This window comes from Paraburkholderia sp. MM6662-R1 (genome assembly GCF_050436245.1).
In the GTDB taxonomy this organism is placed as follows: Bacteria; Pseudomonadota; Gammaproteobacteria; order Burkholderiales; family Burkholderiaceae; genus Paraburkholderia; species Paraburkholderia tuberum.
This window is the reverse complement of record NZ_JBNDLV010000001.1, coordinates 2,016,313-2,032,091: the sequence shown is the minus strand read 5'-3', so window position 1 is coordinate 2,032,091 and position 15,779 is coordinate 2,016,313. Positions and strand designations below refer to the sequence as shown.

Here is a 15,779-nt window from a genome sequence, read left to right as displayed (position 1 = left end):
CCGCGTGCCACATGTAGGCTAGCCCAGCCCGTCTGCGTCGTGCCCGTCAAGGCGCACGGTCAGAGCGGATCCGCGACAATGACAGGCGGCACGCCGGGATCGAAACCGAACACGCGGAACGCGGACTCCACATGCGCGGCATGCGGGCCGGGCAGCGCATCAGGCGACACTATCGCGCCAGGTGCGCGGTGCGCATTCCAAACCACATCGCGCAGTGCGCGCACGTCGCCTGCATGGTCGGACGGCACGCCAGGTGCCTTGAAACTCACGAACGCCTCAAACAGCCTGATGTCGCGCGCTGGTCCCGCCTCAATCACTGCACGCAAGAGATGTGCGGCGGCCAGCGTGACCTGGCAGCCCAGTCCCGCGTACCAGTAGCGGTGGAGGTTGCCGCGCTTCTCCATCCGGCGACCGGCGGGGTTACCGTCTGCCGTGAATGCGGCACTCAGTGGGGCTTCCAGTACCAGGTTCAGTGCACCGTCCGGCTGGCGGGCCAGTGCACTCACCGACTCGCACAGTTGCGCGAAGGTGTGCAACGTTGGCTCGGCATTCTGCACGAGCAGGCCCGATGTCTGGCTCGCGCGCGAGAATCCCGGATCCACGAAAACCCAGGTGCCGCTCGCGCGGTGAATCTCGTTAACGCGTCCGGCGTGCAGTGTGTCCAGCGTCATGGCAGGACCGGATAGCCCACGGCGTCATCGCGCCGGTTGAACAGCATGTGTTCCACGATCTTCATGACGATTGCGGCAACGCCGTCGTCGCCGTCGTAGCATGCACGGATGGTGTCAATCACCGTCACCTCATTGCGGATGCTTTCATCAATCATCGCCGCGTACAGCAGCACAATGCATCCGGCGAAAACCGGATCGACGACATCCCTCATCTGGCCGCTCGCCTGTCCGGTATCAAACTGCGCGGTGGCGCAACCCATGCGGACCCCCATTTCCCAGTCGAGGGCGGGATTCGTTGTCGCCAGCAACTTGTCACTCCACCGAAACTTCAGCATGCGGTTTGCCACAAAAGCGGCCGCCATCACCCCCGCCTCATCACAGACTTCACGGGCGCGGGCCACAGCGGCGTCATAGCCCGCGCGTTCATTGGCCAGCACACTCCGGTACAGTTCAATGCCACAGGCAGCCGTTTTGCGGTCAAGCACGTTGCGCAGGTTGAAGCGGTACGTCGAACTGGCTTCCAAGCCAATCACATAGCCCATGCGAAAGCCCCAGTCGAAATTCAGGGCGTCCATCTGGCTGGCGGGCGCGGATGCCGTCAGGGTCGGTTCGATTCGCGAGAAAAGTTTCTTCAGCATGTCAGTTTCCGTTATTTCCGTTCGTTCTGTCAGGCAGTTCAGTCCAGATGGACCTTCCCTTCGACAACGCCCGTACTTCAAACGGAACCATGGCATTCGTGAAAGTCGCGCCCGTCACTTTCTGGTAAGTGCGCGGCAGGCGGCTATCTTTCGGATCTACCGAATAGGAGTGGAGAACATTGCAGGCCGCGTCAACTAGTAGACATATCAACTATATAGAAAGCTGTAAGTAATTTGTATGCGTCAGTGTGTCGCCAATGCCTGTTTAAATCGCGCCGTGAACGCGGTCGGGAAACCATGCCGAGTAGGGTGCGAGGTTCCCGAAGAGGCTGATCGCGTGCCTCGAAAAACTGGGGAGATCCCGTGGGCGGTTGTCCCCCTAAAAGCAGCCATTGATGCTACGCCAGCCTGAAAGGCTGTTGAGGGTCGAAACCGGTCATCAAGCAGAGGCGCAACGCGCCCCTGTCGCAAGATGGCAGCGCGAACTGAGTCGAGTCGTGTTCATGTCAAACAATGTTTCGTCTGGATGCGATCACGTGCGTCGCTAAAGGCATGATTTTATTCGGCGCGTTGTGTCAAACTCTATTGCCCGTTCACACCAGCGAAGCCGGAGTCAAGCGGACATGCCATCGGCCCGATGCCCGCCTAACAAGGGAGCGCGGCACTATACAACTTTATTTTTTCTACTATACGACTTTATTTTTGCTCAACAAATCCGGCTCTATTGCCGGAACCCCGAGTTCCACATACCTGATTCATCTCGTCATCCGTCGACTCGGAACTGACAATTTGCGATCAAAGGCACAGTGTCGCATTCTAGCTGCGATCCGATTGCTTTCGAGTGGTTCGACGCGAAGCGAATCGGCTTGCTCTTTCACCGGCTTCACGTTTTTCGTTAAGCCACATCGAGGCTGTCGAGCAGTGCCACGGCTGCCGTCATATCCTGGCAGTCCAACCCTTCAGTGAAAGCGCTGACAACAGGCCTGAGCACGTCCTGCGCCTCTCGGCGTTTTCCGTTGGCTTTCCACAAGCTGGCCATGGATGTGGCTGCACGAAGTTCGATAAGGCTCAATCCAATCGAGCGCGCATCGGTCAGCGCAACGTTGAACCAGTGCTCCGCGATGCCTTCGTCAGATCCAGGATCAAGCAGTTCGGTCACGCCGCGGGAATAGGCGAGCTCAGTCAATGAGATCAACTGTCCGATGCATTGGACGCGACCCGTTTCGATGTCACGCCGGGCTTCATCGAAACGGCCCAGGTGCGCGAGCGCTTGCGCCCGGCATGCGTATATGTATCCCAGATCGCTGCGGCTGCCGCCTGCAGCGAGATGTTCGATTGCTTGCGCGAGGTGCGCCTCAGCGTGCTGATGTTTTCCCCGTCGTTCGAGCACGACACCTTCAAAAGCGATGGCCCAGCCTTTCCAGAACGGAAGGTTCTGCGAGTCGCAAAGTTCGATGCAGCGATCGCACAGATCGAAAGTCGTCTCTTCGTCACCCGTCTCCGCGAACGGCCGGGCAGCGATGCTCAGTGCCATCGACAGCACAAACGGCTGCGCAATACCCGTCGCATGATCGACAGCCATGCGCGCATATTGCTTGGCCTGATCGAAGCGGCCAGCGGCCAGATGGCAACAGCCCAGCCAGTTGTACGCAGTCACTTTTGGGTCATGGAGCCGGCCAAAACCGATTGTCCGGTCTGGCCTGTACGAGTCGAGTACAAATTCAAGCAATTTCGCACAACGCGCGAATTGCCCTAGATAGTGGAGAATCGGTCCGACGCCAGAGTACGCGACAACCTTGCTATCGATATCTTGGGTGCTTTTGGCGAGCTTGATGAGCCGCTCTGCGGTGGCAAGCGCTTTTCGCGTATCCGCACCAACATACGCACAGGTGCAGATACCCGATAGCGCCACGATCGAGAGCCGTGGATCAGTCACCTGGTCGACCAACCCTTCTACGCGCGCCCACAACGCCGCCGCCTGTTTGCACGCATAGCCTGTCAGCACCCAATGACAGGCGGCACCCGCAACAAGCAGTCCGACCTCATGGTCCGCCCGGTGTTCGATGTCCACCCGATCGATCAGTGCAAGCCCTTCGTCCACATAATCAAGGGCCTCGCGATGTCGGTTCTTCGCAATGGCTGAGCGTGCAGCATTACGCCACTGAGGCAGGGCGAGATCGATCAGATCCGCGCGTGTCAGGTGCAATGCAAGCAATTCTGGCTGGATCTTCGCGCGATCCTTTAGCTCACTGGCAAGCGCGCGTGCAATCGCCGCGTGAATCTGCTTTCGACGGCTCATCAGGAGCCCATCGTAGGCGACATCGCGCACGAGTGCATGCTTGAACGTGTACACCGTTTCCCTGCCGCTGCCATGCCTGAAGACCAGTCCACTTTCGACGAGACGATCGAGCGCATTACGCAAGCCAGCATCGTTGGTCGGAACTATCGCCGCCAGCAGTTCGTGATCGAACTCGCGGCCGATGCACGCTCCGATCTGGGCGACTTCCTTGGTCATCCCGAGGCGATCGAGGCGCGCCATCAGCGAGTCCTGGATCGTCGACGGAATCGCCAACGGGGGCAGCGGTCTCTTCAGTTCCCAATGGTCGCCAGCATCATCCAGGAAACCTGACTCGAGCAGCGCCTGGGTGAGCTCCTCCAAGAATAACGGTACCCCGTCGGTACGTTCGAGAATCTGGGTTAGCAATTCCTGGGGCAGTCGCTTGCCGCCGACGAGTTGATCGGTAATCGCCTCGCCCTGACGCCTTGACAGGCGGTTCAAATGCAGCAGCGTGACATTGCCGTGTCCGGTCCAGGGTGGCACGAATTCGGGGCGACAGGTCACGACGAGGAGTACGGCTGCCTGGCGTATCCGCTCCACCATCAGCGCCATCGTCTCGAGTGTCGCTGGATCAGCCCACTGTGCGTCTTCGCAGATCATCAATATGGGTCGACGTTTCGCGAGGTGCAGTATCTGCTCGACCAATGCGACGATCGTTTGCTCCCTGTGCTTTTGGGGAGAGAGCAGCTGCGCCGGATAGCGATCGGTCGGCAGCGACAGCAATGCGGCAAAAAACGGGGCGACGAACGGCAACTGGTCGGTGCCGAGGTCCAGTGATGCTTCGAGCTTGTCGAGCTTCTGCTCTGGCGTGTCGTCGCGTTCGAATCCACAAGCGCGCTCGAACTGTTCGACAAGTGGGTAGAAGGACGAGCCCTTGTGATAGGGAGAACACTGATAGAACTGTCGAAGATGAGGTGTATCGACGAGAGGTTTGCTCAGTACACGCGCGATGCGGCTTTTCCCAATGCCGGGCTCCCCGGTCAGTAACACGACCTGACCATCTCCGTCGCGTGCGCTTTCCCAGCGAGAGAGAAGCAGAGCGACTTCGGATTCGCGACCGACAAAAGGTGTATATCGGCTCTTTCGGGTGGCGTCGAAGCGGCTCTCGTTAGGCGTCAGGTCCCGGACGAGATATGCTCTGACCGGGCAGCTGATGCCTTTCAGCATGCGTTCGCCGAGATCTTCGGTCCTGAAGGTATTGCCGAGCAAGCGATGGGTGCAAGATGAAACCACGATCTGGTCGGGACCGGCCAGAGCGGTCAGACGCGCGCCAAGGTTGGGAGCCTCACCCACCGCCGAATTCGATATGGAACCATCGCCTCCTCCATTGTCCCCGACGACGACCGAACCGGTTGCGATGCCGATATGCACTCGCGGCGGCGTTGGACCTGGAACCTTACCGACGGCGGCGACGATATCGAGCGCAGCTCGCACGGCGCGCTCCGCGTCATCCTCATGCGCCTGCGGAAAACCGAAGTACACGACGACGCCGTCGCCGACGTATTGCGCCACATGACCGGCGTAGCGGGAAACGATATCGGCGCATGTGCACTGGTAAGCGTGCACCAGGTCCCTGAGTTTCTCCGCGTCGACTTGCTGCGCTAGCTGTGTTGAGCCGACGAGGTCGCAAAACAGGATAGTGAGTTGACGGTGACCGGCATCCTTGGCCGGTTGCAATGTCGAGGGCGCTGCGCCGCCGTCGTTGTCAAGCGTGGAGATCGCTTTTTGCAGGAGCCTGCGGTGCCCGAGCAGCACGCCGAGTTCAACGAGATCTGCTTCGGAGAGCAGTGGCAGCGAATGCAGATCGATGCCATGGGTTTCGAACAATGGCGCGTACTGGTCAAGCCCGAGGGGGCGCAGCCACGATGCGAGCGTATCCATGGCCAGACTCCGGTGACGACTGCAACTTGCTTGCCAGGCCGGGGCGTCGGGTAAAACGCAAGAAATGGAACGGCAATAGCTAATTTATACCGTAGCAAGAGGATGGTTTATGGGCAAGTTGCATTTTTTGCGGGTATACGAACCCCATGCGGCATGCGTGCAGGAAAACTGTCTTGGGGGGCGCTGGAGGTCAGAGGAGTATCACGCATTCGCTGACAACGAGATCTGACATTCGCGGCTGGCAACGGGTTGGACGTCAGGAAAGCGACCGGTAGCTGCCTCACGAATGTCGTTAGCTGAATGTCGGCTATAAAGGCCGATAAGAGGCAGCCGACCGGCCCGAGCGAATGTCCGTTGGACTTTGGAAACGGCCGTTGCTTTCGCGGCGACTCGAATGACGGCAAGGGGCTACGGTCCCTCGCCTAGGGCAATTGGCGGCAGAAAGCGTTGTCGAGAGTCCTTCGTCAACGCGGTGGCTCAAAATTCAATCGGCGCGGATACTCCGCCTGCGTGGAGCTATGATGACCTCGTCGGCTACCGTGGGTGACGGCGCCCCATGAACCGTTTCCTGATCGTTATTGGCACACTGTGCATTCTTGCCGGCCCCGGATGGCACTGGCTCGCGCGCATCCCGTTCGGCCGACTGCCCGGCGACATCCATATCGTCCGCGACGGATTCAACTTTCACTTCCCGATCGTCACGTGCATCGTGATTTCGGTTGTGGTATCCGTGCTGTTGTGGTTCTTGCGGCGTTGAGCGCGGCTCCGCGTCGGAGCACACAACGGCGACGATCTGTAGGCGCAAATCGGTCGGAAAGCCGCCTACGGAACCCGCGAGGGTGGGCTAGACGGTGCGCGTTTTGCTGCCCACCCCAAGGAAGTGAGCCATGCCGTTTGTGCGCACGCTTTCGCACTCGAAAGTAGAAAGGCCAAGCACGCGGTTCCGAGGAACGCGCGGGCTGTGTCAAGGAAATCGCTACGCAACGACACATCCGTAAAGACGGTATCCGTCACAGGAGGACATGAGGGGTATGTCTGTCTCACATCGGCTGCTATTCCCCTCTTTTGCGCCGAGCTGATCAGCACAAATATACCTGCACTGTGACCTGCACTGTTTTTGTATGATGATTGCATTGCTCATTGGCGTTTCCTGCTGATACTGTCACCTTTTGGACGTCTCGCCACAGCTTTGGCATGCGTGCAATGCACGATCGCAGAGCAGAGAACAACTTACGGTATCGCGCGACACAGCCGGGGTCTATAACTCTCTGGAGGAAAGCGCGCAAATCGACAGGCGACCGATATCCCACGCTCCCAACGGCTCCGCATCGCTACTGCATCGTAAAGGCACCATGCACAGCTACTGACATCCCCGGAGCGTCGTCGCAGCGCCGCTTCTCACGATGCGTCCTCCTCCAGTAAAAGCACTCGCAATGACAGCCGCCGACGCTGTGTCGCCTGATCACCGGCGCACCGGGCCTAGGATCGGGTTGAAGCGCACTGAAGAAGCTCTATAACGCCGGTGCTTCTATCTGCCGCACTTACCCGATACCACGGCACACGGACCGATTCCACGGCATCAACGTTGAGAGCAATCGGAGTGGCCTTTCAAAGGAGGGAAACGTGAAATATTCGCCATATTGGCCCGACGGTCTTCCGCATCACCTGTCATCGCCGCAGACTTCGCTGTACGACAACCTCGAAGCCTCTGCCGCCCGCGATCCCGGTAAGACGGCACTTCACTACTACGGCTGTGCGATGAGTTACGCGCAGTTGCGGCAAGAAGTGGAGGCGCTCGCCGGCTTCCTGCAGCATCAGTGCGGCGTCGCCCGTGGTGATCGCGTCGCGCTCTATATGCAGAACAGCCCGCAATACGTCATCGGGTACTACGCAATCTTGCGAGCCAATGGAGTGGTTGTGCCGGTGAATCCGATGAGCATTGCTGCCGAACTTCGGCACATTATTGAGGACTGCGGTGCCAAGGTCGCACTGCTGGGTGAGGAACTCTACGACAATGCCCGACCGCTTCTCGGCGATGCGCTTGGGCGTGCGATCGTGGCGCGCTATGCGGACTATCTTGGTGAGACCACCGACCTGCCGCTTCCGCCCGTGATTACTGAGGCCGCCCCCGATCTCGATGTCCACCCCGAGTTCTCCGCAGCTATCGCACCGAAAGCCGTGCGCTGGCGTGCCGCACTTGCGGCCGCTCAGCAGCCGTCGCCGTACGTCTCATCGCCCGAGGACCTCGCGGTGATTCCTTACACGTCGGGCACCACCGGTGCCCCGAAAGGATGTATGCATACGCATCGAGGCGCAAATCATGTAGTTGCCGCCTCAGTGCAGTGGTGTCATTTGTCGTCGGATTCGGTCATCTTATGCTCGATGCCGATGTTTCATGTCACCGGGATGCAACACACGATGAATGTGGCCATCTTCGTCGGGGCGACCATGGTCGTAATGACGCGTTGGGACAGTCACTGTGCCGCGCAACTGATCGAGCGCTATCGCGTAGGGTACTGGAGTGCAATCTCGACGATGATGATTGACTTCATGAGCGTGCCCGATCTCGACCGTTTCGACCTGAGCTCCATCGAGATCGTGGGTGGCGGTGGCGCTGCGATGCCGAGGGCACTGGCGCAGCGCATGGCAGCACGTTTGGCCGCTCCCTACCTGGAGGGCTACGGGTTGTCCGAGACCATCGGGGCGACCCATCTCAACCCTCCGCAGCGCTGCAAGCAGCAGTGTTTGGGTATACCGATTCAGGACACAGAATCGATTGTGGTTGACCCCACAACCTTCGAGGTTCTCGATACGCGTTTAACGGGAGAAATTCTGGTCAGTGGCCCGCAAGTGTTCGAAGGATACTGGGGACGCCCTGACGCCACGCGCGATGCCTTCGTCGAGGTTTCCGGGATACGTTATCTGCGCACTGGCGACCTAGGCTATGTCGACGAGGACGGATTTTTCTTTTTCATCGACCGGTTGAAGCGAATGATTAACGCATCCGGTTATAAGGTATGGCCGGCCGAAGTCGAGACTTTGCTTTTTGAACACCCTGCGATTCAGGAGGCGTGCGTCGTCGCAGCACGCGATTCGCGCAGGGGTGAAGCCGTGAAGGCATTCGTGGTCCTGCGCGCCGGCGCCGAGGTTTCAGAACAGCAAATCATTGCATGGGCACACGATCATATGGCGTCGTACAAGGTTCCCCAGATCGTCGAATTCCTCCCTAGGCTGCCCCGGACGGGCAGCGGGAAGGTTCAATGGCGGCTGCTGCAGGAGCGGGAGAATGAGTGCCTACGGCCGTAACTGTGCATGGGGCTGGATTAAGCAGCTGCCTTGCAGCATTTGCATAGATTTGCAGTCACCTGCTCGGCACATTTGCCGTTCTCAAGACCGGCCATACGCAATGGGCAAGCTTCACGGGTAGATGAATGACCCGAATGCCCTTTCATTCGCCGTCTAACGCGACTAAGCGAATGGCCGTTGTACCCTTGGAAGCTGCCGTTTAGGTTGCGGCGTGTCGAAGGGCCGGTGTGGGTCGGGTTCGGCCGACCGCGTCGGGCGGCAGCCGGCCAATTCCTGCCATTCGCCGACGTGCGCCCGCAGACGCTCAGGCGGCCGTTCCACAGCAGATAGCAGCCGTTCGTTGCCCGGATACGCTTCCCGCAAATCCTCTGGTTCGACTTGTCCGAGAGAACGGAGGACCCCGGATCGGCCGCGGCGAAACTTGCTATTCCCTAGGGGGAGAGAGGGTCTGTCCTGGGGGGCTTGACTCATCGGCGGCTGCTCGCCGGCCCTCCAGCTCCTTGAGTGCCGGGAAGACAGAGCGGGCCCACGAATAGTAGCCAGCTGACCGCCAGACGACCGTGCGGCCGACGTAGATCTCGAACGTTGGCGTGCGCGGTTTCAAGTTTCCGATATGCCGGGCCCATTCAAACATCCATTGAGCTTCTGGGGGATAGTTCGCCGACGTTTCTACGCCTGCAATCGCGTCGCGCTCCACAACGAGCAGACCTACATTACTGCGCCCTTGTGCCCATGACTCGAAGTCGTGCTTGCCACCCAAGAATCCCATCCACCTCGCACACCATGTACAGTCCCGGGCGGAATGAATCACAAGCACGAGCGGATCGTCCTGTTTGACAGTGGCCCCGCTGACCCGCTGATTCCAGTCAGTGGTTGACTGCGGGGCTGCGCCGTACCCTGAATGGTCGTTTTCCTGGGCGTTCAAAACTGGCGTATGCGCGAGCAGGAACAAGAGCGTGCAGGCCATCAGGCGTATGGCTCTGCAAGCCACGCGAGGTTTTTCCCCGATCCCCGCCCAAAAATTGGCATAACGCATCTACACCCCCTTGCTAATCCCGAGAACCCGCGGCGTGCGAATTCCCAGAATCGCTGACGTCAGAAGTCATGGAGGCCCCAGCCCAGAACCGGCGGCGTCGGAATTCCCAGAATCGCTGACGTCCGAACCCATGGAGGCACCAGTCAACGCAGCCGTTAGTGCAGCAGCTGCGTAATGAGCTGCCAGACCCATACCTATCCCGATTCCCACACTGCCCCAGAGTGGAGCAGAAATGCCCATGGTGATACCGGCCCCGAGAATCCCCAGAACCATTTCCGTGTTCACCATTATGACGGTGTTGACTGTCAACGCTGATGGCGATTGGACGAGATTCGCTATAGCGACATTGACGTCGTAGACGCCGAAGACGACGCCTAGGACTCCCTCTTTTTCCGGCAGAAGCAAATCTACCGTTGAAGTATACAGCGCGTCCAAGACGACCTGTACGACTGCGCCATTGACGTCGGGCATTGAGTTTACATCGACGGGGCTGCCTGCATACACGAGTGTCGAGCAGAGGCAAGCTGTCACGAATGCCACCGTAAAACATCTTCGGATGGCACGGAACAGGGCAGCAAGCAAACCCCAGCTACTTTGTCGAAACTTCGGCAACTGCATGGCGGATATCTGTGACGAGCTTTTGCCTGTCGTCAGCGACGGGAGACGGCGACGTGAAGAATGACCATTTCGTACCGGGAAAGCGTGCTTCCACAAACGAGAAATAGGTTGGTTCGTCCTTGAAGAAATCGGCGATACCGTTGTGCGACAGGAGGTAAGCGGTACCATCGCTGCTTTTCTTCACGTAGACGCCGATTGTGTAGTGCACATTTCCGTCGCGCCCTAGTGGAGGGCCAAGGTCAGTGAGCAGAATGCGTCGCAAAGTGTCGCGTGTAAGAAGGGACGGGCGATTGACGTCGAACGCGCCCAGCAACCTTGACAGTTCCCCTGGGGCCATTCGCCAGCCGGCGAAAGGTGCCACGACTTGGTACGGACCAGGTATTACTGCGTCCGCAATCCCTAGCGCTGCAAAGACATGCTGTTTGCAAAACCCCTCATAGGACTCTCCCGAGACCGCTTCGACGACCAGCCCCAGCAGCAGGTACGAGATATTGGAGTACACATGCCTTGTCTCGCCGTTTGAGACATCCGCCCGAGCTTCGATTAGGTAATCAAACGCGGTACTGTCAGGGCCGAGTCTACTGAAGACGTCAGAGTTCTTGATCCCACGCACGGGATCCGAGGTGTAATTGGTTCGAAGGCCCGCCGTGTGAGTCAGAAGCCTTTCTATCGTGATATCGCGCAACGACGGATCGAGCGGTTTGCCGTGTGCGACAAAATAAGACGTCAGGACATCGCCGAGCCTCGTCTGAAGCGTCAATTTGCCATCCTGGATCAGCTTGCCCACAGCAAGACCAGTCACCAACTTCGTCAGACTCCCGATCATGACGTGGTCTGCTGGCGTAGCGCCGTCGAGGTCCACCTCAAGGTTCCCCCCTATAGGGGACTGTACAACCAACCAGACCTTGCCAAGATGGTATTCGGCGCGAATCTTTGAAAGCTCGCTTTCGAGAGCTGCGCGCGCTGTCGGCTCCGACTGTGATAGTACGGATCTAGGACCTCCGAGGGTCTGATCGTCAGCACACGCGTTTTCCGCGGTCCCTAGGCCGAGCAAGCAAGTAGCGGCAAGGATAAGATTGCCAGGGCGCTGCGCCAACAGGCTGATCATTGCTGCCCGCTGCGCGCCAGGTGCACGTCGCCATCCGGGCCTGGTCCCGAATGTGCAGGCTGCGCGCACGCGATCAAAGCAACGAAGAGCGCAATTGCAACCCTCCCGCTCTTCATGAGACTTTTCCATGAGCCTCTCCGTCCCTGACGGATTATCGCTTGTCTGGTGCACAAGGCACGACAAGCGCGGATGCGCCTGATATGGACAACGCGGCGAGAAAAGAGAGAAGGCGCTTGGAAAGTTTAGATCATTGGACCGCTCGTCGAAAGCCGAGATTGACCTCGCGTTAGAGGCGCGCAGCGGCAAAGCGCCGCTCGTCTGGCTGGCAGCGCGGTTGTTCGTCTTACCACTTCAAGCGAGCTCGATGTCCGGCACGCCGCTCACAGAGGCCTGGTCTGCGATCCCACTTGTAGTCGCTCGTTCGCATTACGGCCTGCTGTGGGCGATCGGGACGGTGGCAGGCGTGCTCGCGCTGATCGTCGCGCAGCGGTTGACCGCAAGAACGACAGACAGGGTCCCGGTCATAGTCACACTTGCGATCGCCGCCTTCGCCCACGCTGCAACGACTTTGCGGCCGACGCACGCGACTTCTCCGTTGCCGAGATCGTACATGCAGTGCATCTGATGGCAACCGCCGGGTGGGGGGCGTTGTCACGGCCGCGTGGCCGCTACGGCAAGCATTTAGCACCTCATCACCGGACGTGTCCACGCACGCCGTTCGATTATCCGGATAGCGGACTTTCGCGCAGGCCCAGACTTGCAGCCGCGCAAACGGCAACTATGGCTTGAGGACTTGCCGGCCGTCGAGAAGGCGCGGATGACCGTTGGACCTTGGAAGCTGCCATTGAAGTGGAGGGGGATTCACCGGCCGGTTCGGGTCGATTTTCGCCGCCCGAGACGGGTGTACGAGATCACCTTTTATGTCAACCGACTGGAAATCCCGCTAAGGAAACGCTGATTAATGAACTGTCGGATCGGCTTGCAGATCAAGACGCGTCAAATTTTCTGGATAACGAATCGAATCGACGCTCATTTCGGTGAATTTGGCTCGCAAACGAGCCCCTCTTCTCTCATTTTTCATACGCATGACGGATTGCTCCCATGAACCGATCGCAACAGATTTCGCGCAGTCACCAGATTCGCCAGAGCGAACAAGCTGAACGGTTGCGCCGTGTTCTTGGCCAAGCCCTTGTATCGGGTTTTGCGATGGTGAAACAGGTTCTTGACGATATGGAACGGATGCTCAACGCGCGAACGGATTTGCGCCTTGGTTCGCTCAAGCGCAGTCACCAGGTACTTCAGCGGCCCGTCCTGCATCGCCTTGATCTTTCCGCGCTTGGCAGCGACGTGCCAATTTACTGCCTTGCCTTTCATTTCATCACGCTTGTCTACACCAATGTAGCCTGCGTCGGCGAACACTTCCTCTTCATGGCCGTGCAGCAGCAAATGGGCTTGCGACACATCCGACACGTTGGCCGCCGTGCCAACCACACTGTGGACCAAGCCCGAATCGGCGTCCACGCCAACGTGGGCTTTCATCCCAAAGTGCCATTCGTTTCCCTTCTTCGTTTGATGCATCTCCGGGTCACGGCTCTTCCCGGCGTTCTTGGTCGACGGTGGCGCTTCGATGATCGTCGCATCAACCAGCGTGCCTTCCTTCATCATCAGTCCACGCTCACACAGCGAGATACCGATCTCGTCGAACAGCTTCCGTGTCAGTTCGTGCTCGATCAACAGGCGCCGGAATTTCAGCAGCGTGGTCGCATCCGGAACGTTCTCGACTGCCAGATCGATGCCGGCGAAGGCGCGCAGCGCAATGCTGTCATACAGCGCGTCTTCCAGCCCTTCGTCCGACAGCCCGTACCACTGTTGCAGGAAATAGATCCGCAGCATTCGCTCCAAGCCAATCGGCGGACGGCCTCGCGTGCCCTTCGGGTAATGCGGTTCGATTGCAGACAGCAAACGCTGCCACGGCACAATCTGCTCCATCTCCGCCAGGAAGCGTTGGCGCCTCGTCACGCGCTTCTTGCCTGCAATTTCCGCTTCCGCGAAGCCGATCTGCCTCTTCATCCTCGTGAGTCCGTTCTGTGAGCTGCCTTCTATAACGTCTTCGGCTACGTGAGCGATGACCGCCGAGCTCCATTAATCAGCGTTTCCCTAAGGACTCAACCAAATCGCTCAAGAAGCTGCGCAGAATGCCGTTTAGTCCACGGGAATTTCACCTTAACCGGCAGCGAGCCGCTGCCGGTCCGGACTGCGCTCGATGCTAACGGCCAATCTGCTGTATCCCCGCCAGTCGCCAGGCCGGGTCGCCCTGCCCGTGGCCCACGAGGTTCCAAACCTCCTCGAACGGTTGCGCCGTCTGCGCGTCCTCGTCTTCCCGCATCTGGCCGTGAAAGCGAAGGCTGACCAGCATTTCGTTGCCATTGTGTTCCGTGCTCAACAATTCCACGTCCAGCTGGGTGATTTCCGTATAGCTCGGCTGGTTGCCCCGATCTTCCAGGTCCCGCTTGATCACTGCGAACATCTCCGGCGTGGTCAGCTCGAAAAGGTCGACTTGCTGATTCTGGTCCCACGCGCGTTGCAGACGCAGGAACAAGGTCCTAGCCGATGCCAGCAAGATCGCCTGATCGAGCCCGACAGGCAGCCCCGGCACTGTCGTTGTTTGTGCAGGTGCGGCGGGATTCATCGCTGTGTGCGCCCAGTCAGCAATCTTGGTCTCAGGCGCCGCCTGCCCGCTCTGATTCATGAGCAAGGAGCCGTTCATGCGCTGCCCGTTCGCCGCGTCGTGCCCATAAGCGAGATCTGGACGGCGCCGGTTGGCAATGAAGCGGAACAGCATGATGCCGGCGACAATCACGAGGCCGATCACCACTACGCTTGACAGCATCTGGGCCAGCCCTTCACCCAGCCCCAACGACGACATCAGCGCGGCAATGCCAAGTCCTGCGGCCAGGCCGGCGAGCGGGCCCATCCAGCGGTTGGCTGGCTTGGCGGCAGCGGCCGCCGGCGCGGCCTGCTGCGCCGGTTGAGCTGGCTGGCTCCGTTGGCTTTGTCCGGACGGCGACGCCGCCTGCGACTGGCGGCCGACACTACTACCACCGCCAATACGCTTTGCTTCGGCGTCGTTAGATGCGACAGTGCCCGCGACGAGCAATAGCGCCATGGCCAGTACAGCTGTACCGCGCGTCACGGCACTCGCAAGGCGTCGCAGTTGATTGATTGTTTGGGAATACATAAGAATCTCTTTCGTGTAGGACAGAAACTCGCGAAGGTCGCCCGAACGCGTCTTTCCATCGCACCCCAGTGGGCGCAAAGCAATTACAAACGACAAAACGCCGGAGTGAAACGAATTCGGCCCGGCGCAAAAATGCAATGAAACGCTAATATGGCGAGTTTTAAGTGGCGCGCATCGCCGGCCGTTCTCGACTGGGCGGGAATATGCGCCATGTGCCGTCTTGGTGACGAAAAAAGAACATTGCACACCGGACATGCCCCTCTGAATGTCTCAACGCATACGTAGCATTCGTGTTTGGACCGTCTATTTCTGAACTTGGTGACTCGAACCGTCGTCGAGGGGTCCGGGGCGAGCCAGTGCTCGACCATCAAGCGCAGCGACATTCCCGCACTAGCCATCGATTTCTCCTTCCTTTCGCCTGACGCCACAATGGGCTCAGGGCTCATCAACCTCCTTCGTAGATCGAATGCTCCGAGGCCACCTGGGTCGGTGCGCCGGAAGCGGCCGAGCCCGATTTCACCCACCGTGGCCACTGAGTGCCTGCTGAGCGGCCACGCTTTTCAGCGCGCCCTGGAGGTGCGTGGGGTAGTGCGCGTCACCGTGGTTGCGGTCGTAGCCCGCTTGCCGCAGCTGGGCCAGCTCCGCGCGCACTTGCTCACGGGTGAGGGGGCCGTTGCTGTTAGCGGATGCAATCGTGGGCAGAGCGAGGACCGAAACGAGTGCGATAACCGGAATTAATATTTTAGCCATGGTTAGTTGTCCAATTTAAATGTCAGAAACAGAAAATACTGGATTAGCGAAACAACGACCGCCGGGGGCGGAAGCCTGTGTGCTTAGTCGTTGAAGCCAGTTTATCGGTTTAACGCACCATTACAATCACTTGCACCCAACACATACTTTCCGCGTCTGCAACGTCACCGGGCGCCTGGTGCCGCGCAAAGCAAT

The 15,779-nt window shown here is 59.1% G+C and carries 11 protein-coding genes; 3 read left to right on the top strand and 8 right to left on the bottom strand.

Features of this window, described 5'->3' with window-relative positions:
• Positions 1–59: 59 nt before the first annotated feature.
• The 3 genes from OKW39_RS09530 to OKW39_RS09520 form a co-directional block, all read right to left on the bottom strand.
• Positions 60–671 (bottom strand): hypothetical protein, encoded by a 612-nt coding sequence (locus tag OKW39_RS09530; RefSeq protein WP_429562504.1) that lies wholly within the window; start codon positions 669–671, stop codon positions 60–62.
• Positions 668–1,309 carry a hypothetical protein gene (locus tag OKW39_RS09525; RefSeq protein ID WP_429562503.1) on the bottom strand — a complete coding sequence of 214 codons (642 nt, stop codon included), beginning with the start codon at positions 1,307–1,309 and terminating at the stop codon, positions 668–670. The genes OKW39_RS09530 and OKW39_RS09525 overlap by 4 nt, the downstream gene beginning before the upstream one ends.
• Positions 1,310–2,204: 895 nt before the next feature.
• Positions 2,205–5,528 carry an AAA family ATPase gene (locus OKW39_RS09520; RefSeq protein ID WP_429562502.1) on the bottom strand — a complete coding sequence of 1,108 codons (3,324 nt, stop codon included), beginning with the start codon at positions 5,526–5,528 and terminating at the stop codon, positions 2,205–2,207.
• Positions 5,529–6,084: 556 nt separating this feature from the next.
• Here OKW39_RS09520 and OKW39_RS09515 point away from each other — a divergent pair.
• Both OKW39_RS09515 and OKW39_RS09510 read left to right on the top strand, forming a co-directional pair.
• Positions 6,085–6,285, top strand: coding sequence for a DUF2905 domain-containing protein (locus OKW39_RS09515; protein WP_429562501.1), 201 nt, complete (start codon positions 6,085–6,087; stop codon positions 6,283–6,285).
• Between the two features lie 866 nt (positions 6,286–7,151).
• On the top strand, positions 7,152–8,834 hold the full coding sequence (locus tag OKW39_RS09510; RefSeq protein ID WP_429562500.1) for a long-chain-fatty-acid--CoA ligase: 1,683 nt from the start codon (positions 7,152–7,154) through the stop codon (positions 8,832–8,834).
• Between the two features lie 1,102 nt (positions 8,835–9,936).
• Here OKW39_RS09510 and OKW39_RS09505 read toward each other — a convergent pair.
• Positions 9,937–10,341 (bottom strand): hypothetical protein, encoded by a 405-nt coding sequence (locus OKW39_RS09505; RefSeq protein WP_429562499.1) that lies wholly within the window; start codon positions 10,339–10,341, stop codon positions 9,937–9,939.
• Between the two features lie 118 nt (positions 10,342–10,459).
• A complete protein-coding gene (locus OKW39_RS09500) occupies positions 10,460–11,350 on the bottom strand; it encodes a serine hydrolase domain-containing protein (protein ID WP_429562498.1) in 891 nt (296 codons plus the stop codon).
• Between the two features lie 496 nt (positions 11,351–11,846).
• Between OKW39_RS09500 and OKW39_RS09495 the strand changes: the two genes are divergently transcribed.
• Positions 11,847–12,221 (top strand): hypothetical protein, encoded by a 375-nt coding sequence (locus OKW39_RS09495; RefSeq protein ID WP_429562497.1) that lies wholly within the window; start codon positions 11,847–11,849, stop codon positions 12,219–12,221.
• Between the two features lie 452 nt (positions 12,222–12,673).
• On the opposite strand, the gene OKW39_RS09490 is transcribed toward OKW39_RS09495, so the two are convergent.
• The 3 genes from OKW39_RS09490 to OKW39_RS09480 all read right to left on the bottom strand — a co-directional run bounded on the left by OKW39_RS09490 (position 12,674) and on the right by OKW39_RS09480 (position 15,584).
• On the bottom strand, positions 12,674–13,666 hold the full coding sequence (locus OKW39_RS09490) for an IS5 family transposase (protein WP_429562496.1): 993 nt from the start codon (positions 13,664–13,666) through the stop codon (positions 12,674–12,676).
• Between the two features lie 196 nt (positions 13,667–13,862).
• Entirely contained in the window at positions 13,863–14,834 is a 972-nt protein-coding gene (locus OKW39_RS09485) for a Tim44 domain-containing protein (RefSeq protein WP_429562495.1), read from the bottom strand.
• A 516-nt stretch (positions 14,835–15,350) separates the two neighbouring features.
• On the bottom strand, positions 15,351–15,584 hold the full coding sequence (locus tag OKW39_RS09480) for a DUF4148 domain-containing protein (RefSeq protein WP_429562494.1): 234 nt from the start codon (positions 15,582–15,584) through the stop codon (positions 15,351–15,353).
• Between the last annotated feature and the right edge of the window lie 195 nt (positions 15,585–15,779).

Excerpts from the sequence above, each read along its gene's own strand:
- OKW39_RS09530 (WP_429562504.1), bottom strand. The coding sequence starts at position 671 with ATGACGCTGGACACACTGCACGCCGGACGCGTTAACGAGATTCACCGC.
- OKW39_RS09525 (WP_429562503.1), bottom strand. The coding sequence starts at position 1,309 with ATGCTGAAGAAACTTTTCTCGCGAATCGAACCGACCCTGACGGCATCC.
- OKW39_RS09520 (WP_429562502.1), bottom strand. The coding sequence starts at position 5,528 with ATGGATACGCTCGCATCGTGGCTGCGCCCCCTCGGGCTTGACCAGTAC.
- OKW39_RS09515 (WP_429562501.1), top strand. The coding sequence starts at position 6,085 with ATGAACCGTTTCCTGATCGTTATTGGCACACTGTGCATTCTTGCCGGC.
- OKW39_RS09505 (WP_429562499.1), bottom strand. The coding sequence starts at position 10,341 with ATGCCCGACGTCAATGGCGCAGTCGTACAGGTCGTCTTGGACGCGCTG.
- OKW39_RS09490 (WP_429562496.1), bottom strand. The coding sequence starts at position 13,666 with ATGAAGAGGCAGATCGGCTTCGCGGAAGCGGAAATTGCAGGCAAGAAG.
- OKW39_RS09485 (WP_429562495.1), bottom strand. The coding sequence starts at position 14,834 with ATGTATTCCCAAACAATCAATCAACTGCGACGCCTTGCGAGTGCCGTG.
- OKW39_RS09480 (WP_429562494.1), bottom strand. The coding sequence starts at position 15,584 with ATGGCTAAAATATTAATTCCGGTTATCGCACTCGTTTCGGTCCTCGCT.